The following is a 22222-nucleotide window of genomic DNA, read 5'->3' on the forward strand; positions in this document are numbered from 1 at the left end:
TCAGTTGCACAACACCGCCGCGCGGACCGGGTCAATGCTGACCAGCTCGGCCAGCAACGCCTCCTTGCGGCGCCCGAGGGCGGGTTTGTCCACGTCGGTGCGCTGGGATTTCAGGCGCAGCAGCTTGAGCAGGCGCGCCTGCACCTCGAAGGCGAGGTCGGGCTCCCACTCGGCCAGGGCCTGGCGTTGCGCCGTGGCTGCCAGCTCTGCCAGCAGGTGAATGGCCAGGTCGGTCTTGCCGCACTGCTCGGCGACCCGCGCCATCAGCAAGCGCAGCAACCAGCGCTGGCGTCCGCTGTGAGGGCCTGGCCGCGCACCGAGCCAGGTGATCGCGGCTTCGACGCCTTCGCTGTCGGCCTGGGCCAGCGCCTTGCCTTCCAGCTCGAGGATGTCGGCGTCCATCGAGGCCGGAGCAGCGGGTGCGGGCAGCCATTGGGGCGACTGGTTGCCGCTGACATGCTGGGCGATCCAGTTGCGGGTGCCCTCGTCGGCGAACGGCGAGCCGTCGCTCCAGCGCAGGGACTCGAGGCCCGGCAAGCGGTCGAGGAGCATGCCCAGGTCGCGCTTGACGATATCGGCCCAGCCGTCCTCGGGCGCCGCCTGCCGGCTCAGCGCCTGGCAGAGGTACCACTGCAGGTCGAGCCAGAAGTGGTTCACCCCTTCGGCGTAGATGCGCTCGACCTGGTCGAGCAGTTCGCTCCAGCTCTGCTGCAGGTGCAGCCGCTTCAGCTGCGCCCGGTATTCGCTGCGCGGGGGCGCGAGCCGGGTGTTGCCGCTGCCCTCCGCCGGGGGCAGCTGGTGCACCGTGTCCCAGCGCAGGCTTTTCATCAGCCGGTGCGCCGCCAGCCAGCCCTGGGGTTGCTCGCGCAGATAACCGGCCAGGCTGCGACCGCTGTCGAGCAGGTCGCGTCCGGACCTGATGGTGGCCATCGGCGCGGCACCTTGCCGAACCGCCTCGTGAGCCGAGCTGTTCTGCGGCACCAGCGCGTCCACCCCGCCGGACTGCGCCAGGCGGCTCGACAGCGCGGCATAGAGCGCGCCCAGTGCCGGCCGCTGCTCCTCCGGCCAGGCACCGAGCCCATGGTCCAGCCAGGCCAGCGCGGCAACGGTGCGCTCCGCTTCGACCTTCACCACTTCGGGATAGAGCGAGAGGCCGTCCAGCACCTTGGCGCTGGCCAGCCACTCCAGGGCCATGCGCCGGCTGTTGGCGCGGCTTGGCAAGATGTCGTCGGCGAAACGCTCCAGCAGCGCGGCCAGCAGGTTGAGCCCATCGGCAAGACCCGCTTCGCCGTCCCTCTGCATGCGTGCCCAGAGGTAGTAGGTCGCTACGCGCAGGTCCTTGCAGCGCCGCTTGGGCAGCACCTCAGCCAGTTGTACGACTAGTTCGGTGTCGGCCCCCGAGAGTTTGTTGACCTCATCGCGCATGCGTTGGAAGTCATCGTCATAGCCGGGGTCCTTGCCGACCGCCGCGTCCTTGCCGAGGGGCTGCAGCCAGGGCTCCCACTCCGGCGCCTGACGGCGCGCCAGGAGCAGAGCATCGCGCTGCCCCAGGCAATTGGCGATGAGTGCGGACAGGCTCATGGCAGGTCTCCGTAATGCGCCAGCGGTAACGCGGCGCCACCGCCGTCGAGGAAAATCTGCGCTGGCAGCTGGAAACCACGCAGCTGCAGGAGCGCCAGGGGCCCCGCACCCAGGTCGGTGCGCAGGTGCCAGGTCAGCCCCAGTCCATCGGGGGTTTCGAGCAGCAGCCGATAGCGGGTTTCGCTGTCGTCCAGCGGGGTGACCCGGGCCTGCTCCAGCAGGCGGATCAGCCCCCAGGTACCGGGGTAGTCACCCAGCAACCGTTCCCCGCTCCTGGCGTGGGTCCAGCTCAGCCGGGCGCCGGGGTGGTCGGCCATGCCGGGCCAGTCGAAACGCTGCCAGCGCTCCCGCTGGTTGAAGTACGCCAGGCGAATGCCGTCGAGGGTCAGGGTGGTCTGCACCAGGTCGCGCACCGGCTTGGCCCGCAACTCGAAACCGATGCCCATGCCGCCGTCGGTGTAGAGCACATCGGCCAGGGCCGTGAGCTGGTTGATCGCCTCCAGGAAGTCGGGATTGAAGCGCAGCCCCTGGCTGTGGGCGCTTTCGGGCACCCAGCGGTTACCCTCCTTGCGCAGCACGCCGCCCAGTTGCCGGCTGAGAAACTGGTCGATGCGCCCGGTGTCGGAGCGGATCATCTGCCCGAGCATGGGCAGCGAGGCATCGGCTGCGCTCGCGGCGAATGGGTAGCGGCCGGCAAAGGCGCCGTTCCAGGGGCCGACTATGGCTCGCTGCCACTGGCCGTTGAGCCCGGCGGCAGAAGGCTGCAGGATGCGCTGCCACGCCTGTTCCAGCGGCTGGACGAACAACGCGCGGCCAAAGCCGCTCCACTCGCTGCCGAGGCTGGCGGCGATCAGGCTGCCATAGGAGCGGGTGTCGGTGAGGTCGATGCTGCGGCCCTGGAATACGGTCTGCGCCAGGGCCTGGACCATGGCTTGAGGGTCCGGGGCGGCACTGACCTGCTGCAGCGTAAGGCGTACCCGGGTCACCCGGGTGAGGAAGGCGTGCAGGCTGAGGCTGTCGTCGCTGCCCTGCTGCTCGGCCGCCTTGCCGAGCAAGGCCAGCAGTGGGCCGAAGCTGTCGTCCAGCGGGCTTTTCGGCTGCCCGGCCAACTGGTCGATGACCGGCGTCTGGTCCTGGCCGATGAGGTTCTGCGCTGACTGCAGCAACGAGTCACCCAGGGCCTTGGTACGGGTACCGGCCTGGCCCTGGTAGGACAGGGTGTTGACCAGGGCGATGAGTGGCGACTGGCGCACGTCGGTCATCAACGTGAGCTGGTCGACGGCATCGGCAAGGCTGCCGGCTTCGTGCCAGCGCAGGCTATTGAGAACGTCCAGCCAAGCCCGGCTGTAATCCTGGAAGTAACGCCCGACGAGGCGCTCGCGCAGGACCTCGGGGGTCAGCTCGGCAGCGATCTGGCTGCGGTCATCGCTGAGCACCCAGTCGATCTTCTCCCGACGCGCCGCGGCGATCTCCTCGATGGCCTTGCGCACCCCACCCTCCCAGGCCTGGCGGGTGAAGACACCGGGCACTTCAGCGGCAGTGGAGAACAACAGCTGCGCATCGGTATCACCCACCATCTGCTGTAGACCCAGGGCCGGGTACTGGTTGGCCACGGCGTCGAGCACCTGCTGATAGAGGGTCGACTCACCATTGCGTTGGCCGAGCTGGCTGACCAGGAGCTGACGGGCCCGGGCGACCAGCCCAGGGTCGGGGATGATGCGCCAGCCGGGATGCGCACCCAGGTGCTCGGCATAGAAGCGCCGGAGGTTGGGGGCGACGTCCTGCCAGGTGCCCGCATCGATCTCGGCCCCCGTCGACCCAGCGGCGGCCAGCGCCTTGCCGAGGAATGCCGCATCGACATTCTCCGGTCGCGCCATCATCAGGTAGGCCTTGAGCGGCTCGTAGGCATCGCGGGCACGGGCGGCGCGCTCCGGGCTGCCCGGCGCCAGGCTGAGCAGCGTGCGCAGCTGGCGCTCGAAGCCCGCCGCAGCCGGGTCACGGACCAGCCGGTTGTTGGCTGCCTCGTAACGTGGCCAGAGGGCCGCGAGCAGGCCATCGTTCCGGCTCAGGCCGAAACGCTGGTGCCAGGGCACGCCATGCTGCGCGCGATGGTCGAGGCGATCGAGTTCATGGACCAGGGCGTCGAGGGCGAGCAGTTGCTCGTCGCCCTCGCGGGGTTGTTCGAGAGCGGCCAGGGCCACCTGAACTTCGGCGATCTGCGCGCGGTTGCCGGCGAAGGACACCAGCATCCCCACTCCCCAGATTGCGGCCAGGCTGAGAAGGGCGGTACTGGCTGCACGTGCCCAGCTCCACCCCTGCGGCCGGCCACCCGTATCTCCATCAGCCAGGATGCCGCGCCAGGTCGGGTGCGGCAGCCACTGATGCGACACAGTGCTCGCAGTACCGGGCAGCACGAGGCTGAACCACAAGCCACGCAACATCAGCCCGGAACCGCGCTGCAGGTTCGCCCAGGCCTGCCGCCAGCGGGCAATGCCATCGTCTTGCAGACCCTGGGCTAAGCGCAGGAGAAAGTCATGGCGATTGTCGCCCCGCATCCGAGCAAGGCCCTGCTCGCGCAAGAGCGGCAACAGCTGACTCAGGCGGCTCTCCAGCTGCACCGGCCCGGCACCCGACGGCAGCGTGCAGCCCACGGCCACGTCGGCGGCCGGCTGCTGCCACTCGCTCCGACGGACCTCCCAGAGATGCAGCGGCGCCTGCCAGCGCAACCGTCGCGCGATATCGCGCAACTGACGCTGATAGCGGGCCAGGTACTCAGGATCGGCACCCTGCTGCTCGCTGAGCGCCCAGACGATACCGTCCAGGGGCCGATGCGGACGAAGCCTGCGCCATTGTTCGAGACACGCATCGCTGACGGCCTCCTGGGCAGCGCCCCCCGACAACAGCACCACGCCCTCGCCTTCCAGCCATTGGGCATCAGCCAGGCCCGGGGCGATTGCAGTAACGTCGTCCGGCTCGCCGATCACCAGCAGGAGACGGGCCTTGCGGCGCCAGAAGAGGCCGAGGTTCTGGCGCAGGTACGTACGTAACATGGGCAAGCCTTGAGGCTCGGGCCGCCGCCCCGCGGAAGGGATGCCCTCCCCCTCGCCACCCCCGATCATGGATCGGGCCTGAGTGATCGCCAGGTGCTTCCAGGCCAGCAGAAACACCGGACAGAACAGGCACAGCGCCAGCCAGACCACCAGACTACGCAACGCCAGTTCCGCAAAAGCGATTGCGGGCAGGCCCAGCCCCTCTCCCCACAGGCCATAGAGCAGGGCGCCCAATGGCACCAGGATGCTCACCATCAACAGGTAGACCAACGCCGCGCGCCCCAGAGAGCTCGGGCGTTCTTTCTTATCCGTTGCCATGCACCACCACACCCATTGCCATGCCTCGCTCTCCCTGAGCGCACAGCCAGCCACAAGGCTGGCTACTCTCCTGTACCTGCAACGACGCCAGGGACATACCCACGAATGGCGCCAGCAGCCCCAGCGCCCCCCAATGAGCGACCAATTGATGCGCACCGGCCTGCCAGCCGCTTTCAACGAAGGCCAGGTGACTGGCGGCATCCAACGCTAGGCAGTGCGCCGGCGCCTCGTTCAGCCCGGCGTAACGCTGCATCTGCGTGCACGCTTCACTGGCGGACTCCTTGCCAGCCAACAGGTATTCGCCACGGTGCAGCTGCACCGCACCCCGATGGCCAATCACCCAGGCGAAACCCGCCTCGCCAGGCATTACTCCCTCTTCCGCCCCGGCCAAGGACACCACGCCGGCACAGAGCAGCACGTCCACGTCCTCGGGACAGGCTCGGGGAAAGCAATCGATCAAGACGTCCAGATCATCCAGGCTATGCAGCGACCAGCGGTGTTCAGGCAGAAGCACTCCAGCGGTCGCCAGGGCCTCGACAAAAGCAGCCCTCCCCTCGGCTTCTCCAACCCAGGCCAGGCCTCGGACACCAGGCCAGCGGATGTTCTGCTCAGGCAACGCCAGCAGCTGTCGCGCAAGGTGCTGGCCCAATGCTGCATGCCGCTCCTCGGCTCGACGTAGAGAAACCTGGCAACGCAGCACAGGCTCTCCGTCGGCCAGCAGGACCGGCTCGGGTACCGGCGTCGCCGCCATCAGCCCCTGATAGTGCCGGTGCGCATCGCCGGCCGGCCCCAGCAGCAGCACCTGCTCCACCGGCAAGGTCGCGCCCCGCCGATGCCACCAATCACGCAGTGCGGCCTCGACAGTGGCGCTATGGGCGTCGTGGTTGATCAGGCCCACCTGCCATACCAGCGAGCGCAACGCCAAGGCCAACGACCAGGCCAACGGGACCGTCACACACAACAGCCACAGCTCCTGGCGGGGCCGCCCTTCGGGCCACAGGGCCAGGGTCAGCCCCAGTTGGGCGCCCCAGAGCAACAGCAGAGCCAGCCACCAGCGCCGCCACTGCGGCACACCGGGCTCCATGTAGCCGGGAAACCGTGGAGGCCGCTTCATGGCAATACGCTCATCGAGGAACCGGGCAGCGTGCTCACCACCCGGCAACCACAGGCGCACGGATGGCCATCCAGGGCCACCGCCTGCCCCTGCACACTGGAGAGCGAGGCGCCCTGGATTATCTGCGTCATGCCGTGCTTGTTGCAGCGAGCGCTGGCGCCGACGAACGCCACCGGCTTGCCGAAGGCCAGGAAATGCCCCTCCAGCACCTCGCCGCCAAAGGGAAGCAACGGGTCGCCCATGCGTACCAGGGGTTTCATGGCAACACCGCCCTGGCCTGCTCAACCAGCCCGCCGGTCTTGCGCAGGTAGCCCAGCATGGTCTGCATGCGCTGTTCTTCTTCGGCGGCGAACAACGCTTGCCGCTGCTCAGCCACCACCTCGCCGATGGCATGGGTGGGCTGGAGAGCCTCCTCCATACCCGGCAGGAAGGGCACCGGTTGGCCACTGGCAGCATTGATCACCTGGTAGCCGATGCTCCCAGCCGCCAGGGTGCCCGCCAGCCCCTTCCAGCCATGCTTGCGAATGGCGTAGACGCCTCCCAGCAATACCGCGACCCCGACAACGCGCCCGGCTATCACCACTGGCGTGGCACGCTTGTTGGACTCCGTGCCGAAATACACCATGCGATAGCGGAAGTAGTCCCCCCACATCTCGCGTGAGCCGAGAAAACTGTGCAGGAACCAGGCTCGCGAGTCGTGCACCTGATCGTCGAACAGCGCCACCAGCGCCGCCCGGTCGGGCTGCTCGCTGACCTCGTAGCGCCCCTTGCGGGTCTCCACGAACAGCTCCCGCGCCCGCGCCTCGCCCTCGGCCTTGAGCCGCCGGAATTCGGCAAGCTCGTCGTCGTCATTGAGCAGCAGCACCGTATCGCCCACCAGCACATCCAGCACGAACCCGCCGACTCCGGTCTGCTGGCGCCAGCGCTCCATGTAGTCATGCTCGAACTCGACGGCAGCCTCGCGTATCTGCTGCTGGTCCAGCACCGCCTCGTAATCCGGCTCGCCCACGAGCCTTACATCGGGGTTGCCACGCGCCTCCAGTCGCTTCTGCTTGAGCGCCTGCCGCCGCGCCTTGAGGGCCTCCTCCTCCACCTTCTGCTGCGTCGCATTGGTTTGCTTCGCCTGCCCATAGAAAGGCTGGCTGGAGTAGCTGCCCCGGGCGAAACGCTCGATCCGCCATCCGGTGAGCCAGGCCAGCTGGGTAGCCATAAGGGTTTCAAGGTCATGGCCTGCCTGTTGCGGCTCATGGCTCGATGATTCCGCCGGTGCCGTTTCCGATAAGCCCAAAGTGGAGCTGCGCCAGGCGTTGAAGCGACGGATCAGGCTTGGAGTGATATCGAACTCCTCTTTAATGTCGAGAGACATCTGACGAAGCGGCTTTATCTGTCGCAACTCTTCCGGAACCATCACCTCCGGCACCATCAACGGTGCCCCCGCAGCGAAGGCCGCTGCGTAGAGATCATGCAGGGCGATCTGCGATAACAGCTCTCCCTGGCCGCCCCGTGCCTTGCCCTGATCGCCCGGCGGGTAGCCGCCTCCCAGGTCCGTGTGCACGCCGGGGTAAACCACTTCCCGGGCATAAGGGGGATAGTGCCCCGCTTCGTCACGGATCGAGTCGAGGGGGAAGCACAGGCGTTGCTCGTGGGCGGCAACGAAATGCCGGCAGTCCTTGATCCACCCCGGAAAGCGCTCGGCACTGGGCAGCGGCAAGGTGCCGTCGGCCCAGTCCATATGCCCGGAGGCGAAGGGTGCCACATGAGCGCTGCCCACCGACGCCACCGTATCCATCAGGCCGAGGAACTCGATACGCAGCGGTATGCCCAGCAAGCTCTGCTCCGGCTTGTCCGCTCCCTCGGGGGTATCGAACAGCTCGCTGAGCCAGGTGATGAAGGTACGTGCCTCCGCCGCCCCCCGGGAAAAGCCGTAGACGAACAGCTTGATCGCCACCACCGTCGGCTGCGCCTTGCCCACCCGCTGGCGCAAGGGTTCGAGCAACTCCAGCATCGCCGCGCGGCGGCTGGCGCGCCCCAGGTCGGTCAATGGCCAGGAGGTGGCCATCTTCTTCAGTTGTGCCTGGGCTTGCGGCAGCTTGAGTCCCTTCTTGTCATTCAGTGCAAACATCAAGGCATCGGCCAGCCGTAGCAGGCCCCAGTTGATGCGGTCCTCCCCGCGATAGCCGGTCGCCATTCCTCGCTTGGAGAACTCCAACTCCCCAATTTCCGGGAAAGGCGTCCCCACACCAGGGATGTAATAGCGGAAATAGCCACAAGCCTGCTCCAGCAACGAGGCATGGTAGAGCCGCGCGATATTGGTGGGGTGGGGTGGCTCAGCCGTACGGGTGTCATGTTCCTCGTTGTTGTTGGTGCCATCGAAGAACAGGCTTATATGCAGGCTGTGGGCGCAGGTGGAAGCTCCCGGCCCACCCTGAGCGGCATTCAGCCGCTGCCGATGGGCCAGCTCCTCGACCATCTGCTTGTGGTGGTTGGCGCGTACCGCACCGGTATCAGCGGGCAAACGCCCGGCCAGGGGGAAGGCTGCCGGCACATGTACCCAAGCATTAGTTTTCACTTCGGACATGCCGCCGGCTCCTTCATTTCCAAGGGTTCCTTGATCGGGCTATTGGGCGAGGGATAACGCCAACATGATGTCGTCACCTTTACTTGATGGCAGGGAAAGAAGTGAACTTCCAATGCACATAACCCCTCCTCTTCATAGGGCGGAAGTGGAACCATGGCAGTGTGATTCCCGTAGTTTGCTCTGTGCTGAGCGTAAGCTTCTTCATCAAATCCATAGCCAGATGTTTTTCGCTTAATCCTTGCGTAAGGATCAGGGTCAGTTTCCCACTCCACCTTCATTAATATTCCCGGCCGCCACTCACGCGGCAGCATCACGCAGCAAGCCCCACCACCATAGCCATGAGGGTTTGCATTACCGCCGCCATAACCATTGACGGAGAAATGATTAATAGCAGCCGACGTGTGGTTAACCGCCCATAGATCTCCCCCCAAGTATTCAGACTCTCCCAACGAACACCCTGCCAAACCCAAGAGCAGCAATCCCAATAACCACCTGAGTTCAAAACCCACTCTCATCACTAATCCCTCACAGCGATATTCCGGTTACAAATGAAAGCCAGCTGACACAAAAAGCTTTCGTTTATTACCGATGCAACAACTGCGTTATGGCTCACTTCGGACATACCGGCGGCTCCTTCATTTCCAAGGGTTCCGTGATCGGGCTATTGGGCGAGGGATAACGCCAGCATGAAGTTGTGACCTTGACCTGATGGCAGGGAAGAAAATGCACTTCCAATGCACATAGGCCCTCCTCTTCATAGGGCGGTAGTGGAACGATGGCGGTGTGATGTCCGTAGTTAGCCTTATGCTTGACCATAAACGCCCGAAACTCATCAGTACCTAATGGCGGAGACTTGGCATAAGGATCAGAGTCGGTTTCCCATTCCACCCTCATCAATATCCCCGGCTGCCATTCACGCAGCAGCATCACGCAGCAAGCACCGCCTCCATAGCCATGAGGGTTTGCATTACCACCGCCATAGCCATTGACTGAGAAATGATTAATAGCAGCCGACGTGTGGTTAACCGCCCATAAATCTCCCCCCAAGTATTCAGACTCTCCCAGCGAACACCCCGACAAACCCAAGAGCATCAATCCCAATAACCACCTGAGTTTAAAACTCACTCTCATCACTAATCCCTCGCAGCGATATTCCGGTTACAAATGAAAGCCAGCTGATACAAAAAGCTTTCGTTTATTACCGATACAACAACTGCGTTATGGCTCACTTCGGACATACCGGCGGCTCCTTCATTTCCAGAGGCTCCTTGATTGGATTATTGGGCGAGCCATAACCCCAACAGGCCGTTGTAACCTTGACCTGGTGGCAGGGTAGGAAATGAACTTCCAGAGCACATAGACCTTGATCATATGGCGGCAGTGGAACGATGGCAGAGTGCCGTTGGAAGTTAGATTCAGCATTATTTTTCCAAGCCAAAAACTTTTCTCGGTTTACAAACCCTGGGAAGGTCTTCCCGTTTTCAACAGTATTTGGGTCGGTCTCCCACTCCACCTTCATCAATATTCCCGGCCGCCACTCACGCGGCAGCATCACGCAGCAAGCCCCACCACCATAGCCATGAGGGTTTGCATTACCGCCGCCATAACCATTGACAGAGAAATTATTAATAGCAGCCGACGCGTGGTTAACCGCCCATAAATCTCCTCCCAAGTATTCAGACTCCCCCAACGAACACCCAGCCAAAACCAACAACAATCCCGACAATAACTTTAAGCCTAACTTCCTAGTCATCCGCCCCTCATATCCTTTACCACCGAAGCCTCTCGGAAATACCCAGCCAACATCTCCCATTAGATATATTCGAAGTTACCTATCGCATAGGCATGGATATCGCCGAAGTTCCCCTCTTGCTCTGCTTTAAGTACCAAGCGACAACAGGCCTCGAACCGTTTTTCGTTCGTGTCGTTCGGCAGCCGCTCACTGGCGAGCCCCAACAGTTGCTGGGCATCGCTGAGACGGCCCAGGCTGAAGTACTGCTGATCGGTCAGGACGATGGCTGGCAGGGGCTCAGTTGCGGCAGCACTTGAACGGTAGGTACCGGGCTGCCAGACGGGTTGCTGGTCGCGATCCAGCCAGCCCCAGAACAACGCCATGCCCAGGAAGTGCTCCCGCTGCTCGGGGCTCAGCACGTCCTTCAGCAGATGCGGTAACACGCGTGGGTCGTAGAAGCGCAGCAACCCGCTCTGGCCGCCCCACTCCAGTTGCGAAAGGCCTTGAAGCGTCCTGGCCAGCGACTCGAACGGCAGCGGAGACATGAGCAGGACGAGTCGCGACTGCGGAGCCAGGTGCTCCACCAACTCCTCCAACCAGCTCCTATGGCGCCACTCGTCGAGGCTCAAGCGCATGAGCAAGGGAGCCTGGTCCAGCAGCGCCTCCTCGGGCAGGCCACTGAACAGGGAGAACCAGGGCATGTCCGGCTCGATCAGCTTCAGGGCTGGCAGGACGGCGTGCTCGCAGTTGGCCTGATCGACCAATAGGTCGACATGGCCGAGCTCCGACGCCGAGGCCATGTGGGCAATCTGCTCGAGCCAGGAAACAAGAGGTCGACTCATTCCATGCACCTCAACCGGCCATGCGCATGACGGCGCCGGCAGCTTGTGCCTGGGCCTTCTTCAGGCAGTCCTCGCAGACCGAAGTCGGCAGCTCCGGCAACGGGAAACCCTGCCCAGCCGGGCCCTCCCATACGTGCTGGCCCTTGAGGTTGAGCTTGCCGGGGCTGTGGATATCGATGGCACCGCCGGGGGTGATACGGATATAGCCACCGCCGCAGGCCAGGGTGATGCCATTTTTGGCGGTGAGCTGCAGGTGGCCCTGCGCGGATTGCACGGTGATGTCCTGCTGGGCAATGAGGTCGAGCCGATCGCCGTGGGACTCGATCTCAAGAGGCCCCTTGCCGGAAACCAGGCGCATGCCCTCCTGCTGGGCAAGCAGGGAGATGCCCTGGCTGGCGTGGGCGAGGAGCCGCTGTGCGGCGGCGAGATTGATCGCCTCCTGGCTCTGCACATAGAGCGAATGACCGCTTTTCAGCAGCAGCCCGGCGGAGGTGACAGCGCCGATGCCCCGGGGGGCGCTGAGCAGAATGGCCGGCGCGGCCAGGCCTCTTGCATCGGCATGCAGCTGCGCCAGGCCGTCGATGGCCGGCGGCTGGCTGCGATGGGTATCGGCGATATCCCGCCAACCGGTCATCTGTTGCAAGGCGCTCTCCACCAGGCCGGTGGCCGGTTCCATGGCCAATACCTGCCCCTGTGCGCGCGGCTGTTCATCGGCACTGATGAACATGCCCTTGCCGGAACGCAGCGCGCCCCTGCCATCGGTGCGCAGCTCGAAGCCTTCGCCGCGTTTCTGCCGCTGGCCGTCCACCAGATGGCCGAGGTTGAGCTGGCTCTTGCCGCTGTGCTCGGTGCTGAGCTTGATGTGCTCCTGGCCGCGGGTGTCGTCCAGGCGCAGCTTGTTGTTGGCGGGGGTGCGCAGGACGTTGCGCTTGTAGTTCTGCAGGGTGACGAGGTCGGGGTGCCGGCTGTCGTGCAGGGCGAAGGCGATAAAGCCACGGTCCGGGTCGCCGTGCTCGAAGGCGATGCCGACCTCGGTGCCCTGGACCAGCGGCAGGTGCAGGCCGTAGGTATCCCCGGCGTAGGGCCGCGCCAGGCGCAGCCACATGCTCTCCTGGCCGGCGGGCCAGGTGTCCTGGTCGAAGAGGAAGTTGACCTTGTAGCGACCTTCCAGGTCGATGTGCCCGTAGAGGTCGTCGGGTTGCGGGCTGGTAACGCGGGCCGGGATGGTGCCGGCGATCACGGGCCTGGGCAGCAGCGGCGAACGGAAGCAGACGCTGTCGCTGTAGGGGATGGCGTCGAAGCGGGCCTCGAAGCTGCGGTCACGGGCGGCGGTGGTGACCAGGCGGGTGATCACGGCCCCGGGCGCGAAAGCGGCGGGAGCACCGCCCTCGACCTTGAGCACCTGACCTGCCGCCAGGGCGGCGCTACTGGTGGTACCGGCGAGACGGGTCTGGCCGTTGAGGTAGCGCTCGTGGGCGAGGCGCGCATAGAAGTAGCCGCTTTCGCTCTGCAGGTCTTCGTCCTGGGCGTGAGGGTCGTCCAGCGCAATGTAGGGCTCGGCGTAGTGATAGGCCTCGCCATAGGTGGTCGGGTCGCCGCGGGTCTGGTCGAGCTCGCCATCGAGGTAGGCGGCCGCATCACGCGGGGTGTAGGCACGGATGCGCAGGCTGCTTTCCACCACGCCGTGGCTCGATTGCAGGTCCCAGACGGCGTCCTGGCCGGTGCTGTTGGTGCCGGATTGGGGGCGATAGGGCAGTTGCGCACCGAACTGGTAGTTGCGCTGGTCGTCGTGGAATTCGACGACGTCGATATTCAGTCGCTCGTCGGCGGTGAAGCGGTACCAGATGCCCACTTCGGCCAGCAGGCGACCGATGAAGGCCAGGTCGCTTTCGCCGTATTGCATGACTTGTTCGCGCTTGGGGTATTCGCGCTTGAGGTCGAAGAAGAAGTCCTGCCCGGCCCAGCGGTGGCGGTCACTGCGCAGTATCTGCTCGACGATCTCGGGCACCGAGAGGTGCTGGTAGATGCGGTACTGCCGGCCGCGCCCGAGCAGTGCCAGGCGCGGTTGCAGGGTGAGTTCGTAGCGGGCTTCGTCATTGGAGCCGGAAAGCCTTCGGAACCCCGTGACCACGCCGTGCAGGGTGCGCAGCGGCTGGGTCGGCGGGATGCTCATACCCGCGAAGGGTACCGCCACGGGCGGCGGCAGGAGGCTGAAGCTGGCGCCCCGCCCCAGGAGTTGCTCGGCGGGCAGGTCACGTTGGGTAGAGGTGAATTCCACCTGATAGGCGAAGGGCTCGCTGAGTGCTTCCTCGCCCCGGAAGGCGAGAACGTCGAGCAAGGCATCGAGGTCGCGAACCTGGATCCTGTGGCGGCTGTGATCGAAGAAGGGGCGGATTTCAGCGAGCATGCTCAAGCCTCCTCAGGTGACGGGTGCGGGTGTTCATGCGGGTCGGTGAAATGCAGGGTGATGCCCTGCTCCTCGCTGTAGCCGAGGGTGACGCCGTGGCTGTGCTGCCGGGTGGCCTGTCGCTGCAGGAGCTGCTGGCTGAGTACCGGCAGGATCTGCTGATCGAGGAGGCTGTCGATGTTGCGGGCACCGGTGTCCGGTAGCAGGCAGGCGGCAGCCAGGGCATCGCTCAAGGCATCGTCGATGCGGCAGTCCAGCCCGTAGTGGCGTTGCAGGCGGCGGGCCACCTGGGCGAGCTTGAGACCGACGATGCGCTTGAGCGATTCGACCAGCAGCGGGCGATAGATCAGGGTCTGGAAGCGCGCCAGCAATGCCGGCTGGAAGTGCTCACACAGGGTCGGACGCAGCAGTTCCTGGAGCATGCCGTCAGTGGCTTCCGGCTGCTCCTGCAGACAGGCCTGCAACAGGTCGCCACCCAGGTTGGAGGTCATGAGGATGACGGTGTTACGAAAATCGATTTCGCGCCCTTCGCCATCGCGCATGAAGCCACGGTCGAAGACCTGGTAGAACAGGTTGAGCACGTCGCGATGGGCCTTTTCCACCTCGTCCAGCAGCACCACGCTGTAGGGGCGCTGGCGCACCGCTTCGGTGAGCACACCCCCCTGGCCGTAGCCGACATAGCCCGGCGGCGAGCCCTTGAGCTGGCTGACGGTGTGGGCCTCCTGGTACTCGGAGAGGTTGAGGGTAATCAGCGATTTCTCGCCGCCGAACAGGCTGTCGGCCAGTGCCAGTGCGGTTTCGGTCTTGCCTACGCCACTGCTGCCGACCAGCAGGAACACGCCCTGAGGAGCCTGGTCGCGGGTGAGCCCGGTGCGGGCCGCCCGCAAGCGCTGGGCCAGGGCGCCAAGGGCATGCGGCTGGCCGATGACCCGATGGCCGAGATTCCGTTCGAGATCCAGCAGGCTGGCCTGTTCGTCCTTGAGCAAGCTGCCGAGGGGCACGCCCGTCCAGTCGGCGACGACCTCGGCGACATTGCGCGCGGTGACATCGAGGGACAGCAGAGGGCGCTCGCCCTGGGCCTCTTCCAGCTGCTGTTGCAGTGCAGCACAGCGCCCTACCTGCAACGGTTCTTCCTGCCGGGCATCCAGAAGCAGCCGGCTGAGTTCGAGTTCACGGCGGTACTGCTGCTCCAGCTCGCGATGTTGCAGCAGCAGATCCGTGCGCTGTTCGGCGAGGGCGTCGAGCCGCTCGATGGGTGCCTGGGCACCGAGCCGGCCATCGGCCTCCAGCGCCTGGCACTCCAACTCCAGCGCCGCCTGCCGGGCTTCGAGGCGCACCAGTGCCTGGGGCTCGCAGTCGAGGCTCATCCTGACCCGGGCACTGGCGGTATCCAGCAGGTCGACGGCCTTGTCGGGCAACTGCCGGCCCGTGAGGTAGCGGCGTGACAGGCTGACGGCGGCCTGCACCGCGGCGTCTTCGATGTGCACGCCGTGGTGGCTGGCGTAGCGGGCTTTGAGGCCACGCAGCATGAGACAGGCACTGGTGTCGTCCGGCTCGTCGACCTTGACCATCTGGAAGCGCCGTTCCAGTGCGGCATCCCGCTCGAAATACTGCTTGTACTCACTCCAGGTGGTGGCGGCGATGGTGCGCAGCTCGCCACGGGCGAGTGCGGGCTTGAGCAGGTTGGCGGCGTCGGCACCGCCGGCCTGGTTGCCAGCGCCGATGAGGGTATGGGCTTCGTCGATGAACAGCAGGATCGGATGCTCCGCATGCTGGACCGCATCGATGATCTGCTTGAGGCGCTGCTCGAACTCGCCCTTGACCCCCGCACCGGCCTGCAACAGGCCGAGGTCGAGGGTGCGCACGCTGACCGGCTTGAGGCTGTCGGGCACTTTGCCGTTGGCGATGCGCAGGGCCAGGCCTTCGACCAGTGCGGTCTTGCCGACGCCGGGCTCGCCCACGAGGATCGGGTTGTTCTTGCGCCGCCGACTGAGGATGTCGACGACCTGGCGGATCTCATCGTCGCGGCCGAACACAGGGTCGATATGCCCCTGCCGAGCCTGGGCGGTCAGGTCCTGGGTGAACCTGTCGAGCAAGGCCTGCCGGGCGTCGCTGCCACCGCGGGTTGCGTGCGGCCCAGCGAGCCTGGCGGCTGCGGCCACCGGCACGACCTCGTCGAGGTCGCCTTCAGGCTGCACGTCCGGGCGTTCCTCGGAGTGCTGGTCGAGCAACGGCAGCAAGCGCTGCAACTGCGCTTCACCGAGGCTGAGCAATGGCCAGGCTGCCTCGCAGCCGAGCAAGCGGGGGGTTTCCTGCAGCGCACCGAGCAGATGCAGCGAGCGCAGCCGATCGTTGTCATCGCCCAGGGATGCCCGCAACCAGGCATCCCTGATCAACCGTCGAAGTTCTTCGCTGAGCTGCGGCTTGTCGCGAACGCTGCGGGGCAGGCCGTCGAGGTGGTCGATCAGCCCCTGCCAGAGCGCATCGAGGTCCCACTCATAGCGCCGCGCGATCAGCGTGAGGTCGCCCTCCCCTTGCTCCAGCAACTTGAGCAGCCAGTGCTCGGGAGTGATCTGCCCGTGGCCGCGGCTCTGGCACAGCGAGGCGGCGGCGCCGAGTGCACGGGCGCAGTAGGGGTTGAGGCGACGAAGCAGGCTGGCGGAGTTCTGGGCCATGGAGGTGCGTCCTTGTACGAAAGTCGTGGCGCTTGCGCGCCCGGTTTGGGTCGTGCCGGGTCGGGCACCCGCGAACGGATGCCCGACCCGGCCCTACCCGACGTCAGGCGCTCTGACGTTCGTTCCAGGAGTCGGCATGGATGATGTTGCCGTCCTTGTAGGTCCAGGTGATCTTTTCGTAGCGCAGCTCAACCTGCTCGACGTGGTTGTGCTTCTCCTTGGAGGGGTCCTTGATGTCGTGCATCTTCGGCGCGACCTTCACCACCTTGACGTTCTCCAGCTTGGTGATGAAGTACTCGACTTCCTGGCCGGCGTCGTCGATGCGGTACCACTTGAACTCGGCGCTCTTGAGGGTCTGCCCGGTGGTCACCGCCTTGTACAGGTACGGACTGGAGGCATCGATTTCCTTGGTGAACAGGAACGGGGTGTGGACGCGGGTTCCGGTCAGCTTGCCGGTGCTGTTGTCGGTGGGGATGTAGAGGCTGTGGTCCTGGGCGACCACCTCGATGCTGCCTTCGCGCTTTTGCACGTCCACCGAGCCCTTGATGTCCGCACCGCCATCGTCCTGCAGCCAGAGGTATACGGGAATTGCCATGTGAAGCTCCTTCTCAGAGGTTGACAGCCGCAGAGTGCGGCTGGCCCTTGCCACCCGGTGTGGCGGCGGATGGCGCACAGGCCCCCGCCTCCGGCACCAGGCGGATATCGACGCGCCGGTTCACGGCACGCCCGATTTCAGTGTCATTGCTGGCGATCGGCTGATCGGAGCCGAAGCCCTGCACGGCGAAGCAGCTATCGGGGATATCGCCCATGCGTTGCATCCAGTCGCGTACCGCAGCGGCACGGGCGCGGGACAGCTGGAGGTTGTGCTCGACGTTGCCGGTAGCGTCGGTGTGGCCGGCGATGACGATCAGCCAGCCGGGTTGGGCCTTGACGTCGACCAGCGCGTTGATCAGGAACTTGGTCGACTCGGGCTTGAGCGTGGAACTGCCCACGGAGAACAGCGACAGGCTATCCAGCCTCACGGGCTCGGGTACCTTGAACTCCGCCACGGGCAACTGTTGCGGCAGCCGGTAACCGCGGATCACGGCATGCAGCTCACGCCTCAGGCGCTCGCCCTGGTACAGGCCGAAGCCGAGCCAGATCGGCTCACCACGTCGGTAATAGCCATCCAGGCGAGCCGCATCGGCACGCAGTACCGCCATGGCCTCTTCACGCAACGCGAACTCGGGCTGGTTACGGTCCTGGGCAAGGGGAATGGCCAGGTAGCGATGCAGGTCGTCGCCGACCTGATGCGCCAACCGCTGGTTGTGCCAGGCAGAGCCCATCAGGGCCAACAGCGCTGCAGCCGTGAATACCCAGAGCGCCACACTGGCTGCCCGCCAAAGCGGCGTGCTTCGCACCTTCAACGACAACAGCGGCAAGAGCGCCTCGGGCAGCGGAAGCAACCTCTTCAAGCCTGGATCCGGCTTGTCCGCCTCAATCAAGGCGGTGTGGTCGTGCACCCATTGCTGCCAAAGATTCCCGGCGACGCGGCCATGCAGCTCCGGGACCAGCGTGACCCCACAGGCCACGGGCTCCACCGCCTGGTCATTGGAGCCACGGCCAGCGAGAGGGGGCAGCACGTGCCGGCGCAACCAGCCGGTTGCGCTTTCCAGTACCACGCGGGTTCCCAGGCGCAGCTCCGCGAGGGAAAGGTCGCCGCCCCCCGCCTGCCAGTCGACCAGACGGCTGCAAGCTCCCGCCTCCATGACTTCCGGCTGCCGCGCACCCGCCTCCCAGGAGAACCAGGAGTCTTCACACAGGCCACTCTGCAGGTAGGTGGCCTGGATCACGGGCAAGGCGGCCCCATGCCGACGCGCCAGCATCAACTGATGGCGGAAGGTTCGAAGGTGCCCGTCCAGTTGCTCGGGGTCGCGGTGTTTTCCCGGAGTGATGGCGAGAAGGATGCCGAGCTGCCCGTGCCAATGGGGTCGGCGAGCCAGGATGCTGCGGACCATCAGGGGCAACCGCTCCAGGTTATCCACAGGCAGGTAGCAGGCCTGCTGCGTCATTCGCGGCATTGGCCTGTCGGCATCCGCCATGTCGAACAGCCCCGGCAGGCCATCACCACAAACCAGCATGACGGGTTGCTGGAAGCTGGCCGCGAGCAGCGGCACTTCCGCATCGATCACACCCGATCGCCGCGACCGGAGCCAGAGCAGGAACAACAGGATTGCGCCGACAAGAATGGCAGCAGCACGCAGCCATCCCTCCAGGGGAAAGGCGAACAGCAGCGCCAGTGCGAGGGTGGCAACCCACGCGTGGAGGCCGAGTGTCAGCGTCGTGCTCATCGGCGGCTCCTCATACCGCCCCGGGAAGCAACGATGCGACCAGCCTGCCGAGCAGATGATCCAGCGCCCACCAGGTTCCGCCGACCAGCAGAGCGGCCACGAGCACCTGTACGGCCGGGTTGCGCAACCCGCGCAACAGTGCAAACCCAGGTGTACGAGCCGAGCCGGAAACCAGGGCATCGTGCATGACCAGCGGTTCGGTCCGCGCCTCCAGTGACCTGATCAGCTCTTCCCGCTCCGGGTCCCGCTGATCGCTGTAACGCCCCTTGAAGCCCAGCAACAGGACCCGGTGGAAAACCGTCAGCACCTCGGGAGCCGAGGCGGGGTCACGAAGCACCTCGCGCATATCCTCATAGAGGAAGTGACCCGCCTGGTGACGGTTGAAGAACTTCACCTGCAGTGGCTGGCTGGCCCAATCGGCGTGATCGTCATCCCTGGCGTAACCGAGCACCGTTTCATCCAGCAGCGCGCATTGGGCGTAGCTGATGTAGTCGATGTTCCGCTGGCTCATGCCGTCATCCTTCAGCCTCTGGCGCAGCGTCTCGACGAGGTCGGAGCAGTGCTTCCATAAGGTTCGGCTGCTTTGCGGCGTACTCCCTTCGCGCAGTGCCACCACCAGCAGGTAGCTGTCCTGAAGAAGGGCGTCGATGCTGCGCGACGCGGGCTTTTTCCTTCCAAGGTTCGGGCTCATGAGCGCAGCACCGCGAAGAGTTCGAGCCGCGCATCGATCAGCGCTGCGGGAACGTAGAAGGCGCAGACCCCGGCAGCGAGCATCGCCCGCCCCTTGGGATGCCCAAGGTCCAGGGCGAAGTACTGGTTTTCCAGGCGCAGCGGGATGGCGGCCGGAACGTGGTTGAGCGATTGCAGCGGAATGCCGTCGAGCGCTGCGTTGACCAGGTGGTCGACGTCATCCGGCGCTCCGACCTTGCACAGCTGCGGGAACTGGTTCTGCAACTGCGTCGCTGGCAACCGTGCGCGCACCGACAGGTAGAAGTCGACACCGTCCGGCTCACGCAGGCGTGGGTCGTTGAGCGAAACCTTCCAGCGGTTGGCCCCGCTTTCTTCCAGTTCCAGGGCGATGATGCGGGAGGGCAGGCTGGCTTCGAGCAATGAGGAAATCATGCCCATGAGGGGCGGCAGGACCGCCTCCAGTTGCTCATGCCGGTAGGCCGGGACGCGCTCGATGTCGAGCTCCAGCGAGAAGGTCGACAGGCTGCCAGCGAGCTTCGCCAGTTCCAGGTAGACCTGCTCGGGGTGGCGCGCGGGGTGCGCCCTGAGATCCGCCAGGATCGGCTGCCAGGTGTTGAGCGCATTGAGCAACCAGAACAACGAGACGTCGGCCACCGCGAAGTCGGCCATGCGCTGGTTGCTTTCACGGCGCATGCCCATCAGCCGCTGGCGCTTGGCGGACAACTGGGTGAACAGGTTATCCAGTTGCGCCAGCAGGCCGGCATGGGCACCGAAGCTCAGCAGGGGCGGCACATAGCCTGGATCGACGGCCCAGACGCCCTGGGCATCGCGCACCAGCCGCACGACCGGACAGGTGAGGTAATCGCCGTTGTCATCACCGACCAGGCGCAGGCTGAGCTGGTGTTCCATCACGCTGATGGATTGGCTTTCGTCGCCATAGAGGTCCTGCACCGCTCGCCAAACCTGGCGGTAACGGGTGGGTCGGTCCTCGCGATGGTCATCGAGCACGCAATTGTTGCCGTTGCCCTGCTCCAGGGGCAGCGCCAGCAGCAGGGTCGCGCTCTGCTGGTCGGCGGGCAGCTCCAGCGCCTGCGGCAAGGGGTCGGAGCGGTCCGTGTCGATCAGCGTGCCATCCGGCATGCGCAGGTGCAGCCGGGTGGCCTTGAGCTTCCCGAGCTTCAGCGCATCCAGATCGAAGGCAACCGCGAGCACGCCCCAGGGGTGAACCAGAGCGAGCCGGGCGATGCATTCGTTGGTCCGTGACTCCCAGCGCGCCTGCTGCTGGAACTGCTGCGGCGACAAGAGCGTCCCCGCAGCCCACAGGGGGCGGTCGATGTTCATGACGTCGTTTCCCTATGGACGCTTCAGGCCTTGGCCTTGGGCATCTGCGAGACCAGGGACAGGTTGACGTCCATGCCTTCCACCTGGAAGTGCGGCACGGCGTACAACTTGACGCGGAAGAAGCCGGGGTTGTCGTCGATGTCCTCGACTATCACCTTCCCCTCGCGCAGCGGGTGCGAAGCCTGCAGGTCATCGCTCGGGTCGGTCATCTCGGTAACCAGGCCGCCGATCCACTTGTTGAGCTCCAGCTCCAGTACGCGGCGGTCCTTGGTGGTGCCGATGTTTTCCCGCTGGATCAGCTTCAGGTAATGGGCGATACGCGACAGCAGGAAGATGTACGGCAGGCGCGCGTTGATGCGACTGTTGGCGGTGGCGTCGGCGGTTTCATACAGCGCCGGCTTCTGCGCCGAGTTGGCAGAGAAGAAGCAGGCGTAGTCACGGTTCTTGTAGTACGACAGGGGGATGAAACCAAGGTTGGCGAACTCGAACTCACGCGTCTCCGGAATCATCACCTCCGACGGGATCTTCACCTGGTTGCCGGTGCCCAGGTCATAAAGGTGGATCGGCAGGTCGGTCACCGCACCACCCGATTGCGGGCCACGGATCTGCACGCACCAGCCGTTGCTGATGAAGCTCTTGACCATGTTGGCGGCGAAGGCGAACGAGGCGTTGGTCCACAGGTACCGGTTGTGATCCGGACCCTTCACCTTTTCCACGTAGTTGAAGTTGCGCACGGGGATGGTGTCCGGCCCGTAGGGCAGGCGCCCGAGGACGCGCGGCAGGGTAAGGCCGATGTAGCGGGAGTCGTCGCTGTCGCGGAAGGACTTCCACTTGATGTACTCGGCCCGGTCGAAGTAGTTGCCGATGTCCTTGATGGCGGCGACTTCTTCCATCGAGTCCTTGCCGAAGAAGGCCGGCCCGACGGCACCGATGAAGGGCATGTGCGCCGCCGCAGCGACCTTGGACAGGTTGCGCAGCAGGGCAATGTCCTGCGGGCTGGAGTCGAACTCGTAGTTGGAGATGGCCGCCGCGATCGGCTCACCGCCGGGGGTGTCGTATTCCTGGGTGTAGGTGTGGATGTAGAGGCCGCTCTGGGCGATTTCCGGGGCGTCCTCGAAGTCCTGCACCAGGTGGTCCTTGCTGATATCGAGCAGTTCGATGCGGACGTTCTGGCGGAAGTCGGTCTGATCGATCAGCGATTTGACGCCGCGCCAGGTGGATTCGACGCGCTGGAAATCCTCGTGATGCATGACCGCATCGAGCTGGCGGCTGATCTGCGCATCGAGGGAGGCGATGTGTTCGTCGAGCAGCGTCTTGTCCAGGCGCTCGACCTTCTGCGAGGACTGCTTGAGCAGATCGAGAAAGACACTGACCGCCGCCGTGACGCGCTCGTCAGCCGAGGCCTCGGATAGCGCCTCGTTGTTCTGGAATGCGTCCAGGCCACTCAGCTCGCTGATGGGGCTGAGGTTGATCTTGCTGAACAGCGCCGCATAGACGCCCTGATTTTCCTCGAATGCAGCAGCACCTCGAGGGGCCGTGGAGGTATGTTCTACGGACATGGGGA

The 22222-nt window shown here is 65.0% G+C and carries 16 protein-coding genes; all 16 read right to left on the reverse strand.

Translation table 11 applies throughout. The features are described 5' to 3' along the window. The 16 genes from tssA to tssC all read right to left on the reverse strand — a co-directional run bounded on the left by tssA (position 1) and on the right by tssC (position 22217). Complete coding sequence (gene tssA, locus OEJ36_RS16595) at positions 1-1581, reverse strand: type VI secretion system protein TssA (protein WP_263402446.1); 1581 nt, start codon at positions 1579-1581, stop codon at positions 1-3. Further along, positions 1578-4886: an ImcF-related family protein gene (locus tag OEJ36_RS16600; RefSeq protein WP_411861022.1), complete on the reverse strand. Its 3309-nt coding sequence runs from the start codon at positions 4884-4886 to the stop codon at positions 1578-1580. The genes tssA and OEJ36_RS16600 overlap by 4 nt, the downstream gene beginning before the upstream one ends. 49 nt (positions 4887-4935) lie before the next feature. Then, the gene (locus tag OEJ36_RS16605) at positions 4936-6123 is read right to left on the reverse strand and encodes a hypothetical protein (RefSeq protein ID WP_317891583.1); all 1188 of its coding nucleotides are present in this window, start codon (positions 6121-6123) and stop codon (positions 4936-4938) included. Then, complete coding sequence (locus OEJ36_RS16610; RefSeq protein WP_263402448.1) at positions 6060-6323, reverse strand: PAAR domain-containing protein; 264 nt, start codon at positions 6321-6323, stop codon at positions 6060-6062. Before OEJ36_RS16610 ends, OEJ36_RS16605 begins: the two co-directional genes overlap by 64 nt. Then, complete coding sequence (locus OEJ36_RS16615) at positions 6320-8641, reverse strand: T6SS phospholipase effector Tle1-like catalytic domain-containing protein (RefSeq protein ID WP_263402449.1); 2322 nt, start codon at positions 8639-8641, stop codon at positions 6320-6322. Before OEJ36_RS16615 ends, OEJ36_RS16610 begins: the two co-directional genes overlap by 4 nt. After that, positions 8629-9156, reverse strand: a complete 528-nt coding sequence (locus OEJ36_RS16620) for a DUF3304 domain-containing protein (protein WP_263402450.1) — start codon at positions 9154-9156, stop codon at positions 8629-8631. The genes OEJ36_RS16615 and OEJ36_RS16620 overlap by 13 nt, the downstream gene beginning before the upstream one ends. Before the next feature lie 94 nt (positions 9157-9250). Further along, positions 9251-9772 (reverse strand): DUF3304 domain-containing protein, encoded by a 522-nt coding sequence (locus OEJ36_RS16625; protein WP_263402451.1) that lies wholly within the window; start codon positions 9770-9772, stop codon positions 9251-9253. Between the two features lie 94 nt (positions 9773-9866). Further along, positions 9867-10394: a DUF3304 domain-containing protein gene (locus OEJ36_RS16630; protein WP_263402452.1), complete on the reverse strand. Its 528-nt coding sequence runs from the start codon at positions 10392-10394 to the stop codon at positions 9867-9869. 59 nt (positions 10395-10453) lie between these two features. Next, the gene (locus OEJ36_RS16635; RefSeq protein ID WP_263402453.1) at positions 10454-11215 is read right to left on the reverse strand and encodes a DUF4123 domain-containing protein; all 762 of its coding nucleotides are present in this window, start codon (positions 11213-11215) and stop codon (positions 10454-10456) included. Between the two features lie 10 nt (positions 11216-11225). Beyond that, positions 11226-13622, reverse strand: a complete 2397-nt coding sequence (locus tag OEJ36_RS16640; protein WP_263402454.1) for a type VI secretion system Vgr family protein — start codon at positions 13620-13622, stop codon at positions 11226-11228. A 2-nt stretch (positions 13623-13624) separates the two neighbouring features. Next, positions 13625-16297, reverse strand: coding sequence for a type VI secretion system ATPase TssH (tssH, locus tag OEJ36_RS16645; RefSeq protein WP_263402455.1), 2673 nt, complete (start codon positions 16295-16297; stop codon positions 13625-13627). A gap of 103 nt (positions 16298-16400) precedes the next feature. Further along, positions 16401-16892, reverse strand: a complete 492-nt coding sequence (locus OEJ36_RS16650) for an Hcp family type VI secretion system effector (protein WP_263402456.1) — start codon at positions 16890-16892, stop codon at positions 16401-16403. A 13-nt stretch (positions 16893-16905) separates the two neighbouring features. After that, positions 16906-18627 carry an OmpA family protein gene (locus OEJ36_RS16655; RefSeq protein WP_263402457.1) on the reverse strand — a complete coding sequence of 574 codons (1722 nt, stop codon included), beginning with the start codon at positions 18625-18627 and terminating at the stop codon, positions 16906-16908. Between the two features lie 10 nt (positions 18628-18637). After that, positions 18638-19318 carry a type VI secretion system protein TssL, short form gene (gene tssL, locus OEJ36_RS16660; protein ID WP_263402458.1) on the reverse strand — a complete coding sequence of 227 codons (681 nt, stop codon included), beginning with the start codon at positions 19316-19318 and terminating at the stop codon, positions 18638-18640. Beyond that, on the reverse strand, positions 19315-20658 hold the full coding sequence (tssK, locus tag OEJ36_RS16665) for a type VI secretion system baseplate subunit TssK (RefSeq protein WP_263402459.1): 1344 nt from the start codon (positions 20656-20658) through the stop codon (positions 19315-19317). Before tssK ends, tssL begins: the two co-directional genes overlap by 4 nt. A 23-nt stretch (positions 20659-20681) precedes the next feature. Continuing rightward, the gene (gene tssC / locus OEJ36_RS16670; RefSeq protein WP_263402460.1) at positions 20682-22217 is read right to left on the reverse strand and encodes a type VI secretion system contractile sheath large subunit; all 1536 of its coding nucleotides are present in this window, start codon (positions 22215-22217) and stop codon (positions 20682-20684) included. Positions 22218-22222 lie beyond the last annotated feature (5 nt).

Origin of the sequence: Pseudomonas sp. PDM13 (assembly GCF_025685765.1) — a bacterium.
Lineage (GTDB): Bacteria > Pseudomonadota > Gammaproteobacteria > Pseudomonadales > Pseudomonadaceae > Metapseudomonas > Metapseudomonas solani.

Bases quoted from the DNA above. Each gene is read 5' to 3' on its own strand.
- OEJ36_RS16640 (WP_263402454.1), bottom strand. From the start codon at position 13,622: ATGCTCGCTGAAATCCGCCCCTTCTTCGATCACAGCCGCCACAGGATC.
- OEJ36_RS16620 (WP_263402450.1), bottom strand. From the start codon at position 9,156: ATGAGAGTGGGTTTTGAACTCAGGTGGTTATTGGGATTGCTGCTCTTG.
- tssL (WP_263402458.1), bottom strand. From the start codon at position 19,318: ATGAGCCCGAACCTTGGAAGGAAAAAGCCCGCGTCGCGCAGCATCGAC.
- OEJ36_RS16650 (WP_263402456.1), bottom strand. From the start codon at position 16,892: ATGGCAATTCCCGTATACCTCTGGCTGCAGGACGATGGCGGTGCGGAC.
- OEJ36_RS16655 (WP_263402457.1), bottom strand. From the start codon at position 18,627: ATGAGCACGACGCTGACACTCGGCCTCCACGCGTGGGTTGCCACCCTC.
- tssC (WP_263402460.1), bottom strand. From the start codon at position 22,217: ATGTCCGTAGAACATACCTCCACGGCCCCTCGAGGTGCTGCTGCATTC.
- OEJ36_RS16635 (WP_263402453.1), bottom strand. From the start codon at position 11,215: ATGAGTCGACCTCTTGTTTCCTGGCTCGAGCAGATTGCCCACATGGCC.
- OEJ36_RS16615 (WP_263402449.1), bottom strand. From the start codon at position 8,641: ATGTCCGAAGTGAAAACTAATGCTTGGGTACATGTGCCGGCAGCCTTC.
- tssH (WP_263402455.1), bottom strand. From the start codon at position 16,297: ATGGCCCAGAACTCCGCCAGCCTGCTTCGTCGCCTCAACCCCTACTGC.
- OEJ36_RS16625 (WP_263402451.1), bottom strand. From the start codon at position 9,772: ATGAGAGTGAGTTTTAAACTCAGGTGGTTATTGGGATTGATGCTCTTG.
- OEJ36_RS16600 (WP_411861022.1), bottom strand. From the start codon at position 4,886: ATGGTGAGCATCCTGGTGCCATTGGGCGCCCTGCTCTATGGCCTGTGG.
- tssA (WP_263402446.1), bottom strand. From the start codon at position 1,581: ATGAGCCTGTCCGCACTCATCGCCAATTGCCTGGGGCAGCGCGATGCT.
- tssK (WP_263402459.1), bottom strand. From the start codon at position 20,658: ATGAACATCGACCGCCCCCTGTGGGCTGCGGGGACGCTCTTGTCGCCG.
- OEJ36_RS16630 (WP_263402452.1), bottom strand. From the start codon at position 10,394: ATGACTAGGAAGTTAGGCTTAAAGTTATTGTCGGGATTGTTGTTGGTT.
- OEJ36_RS16610 (WP_263402448.1), bottom strand. From the start codon at position 6,323: ATGAAACCCCTGGTACGCATGGGCGACCCGTTGCTTCCCTTTGGCGGC.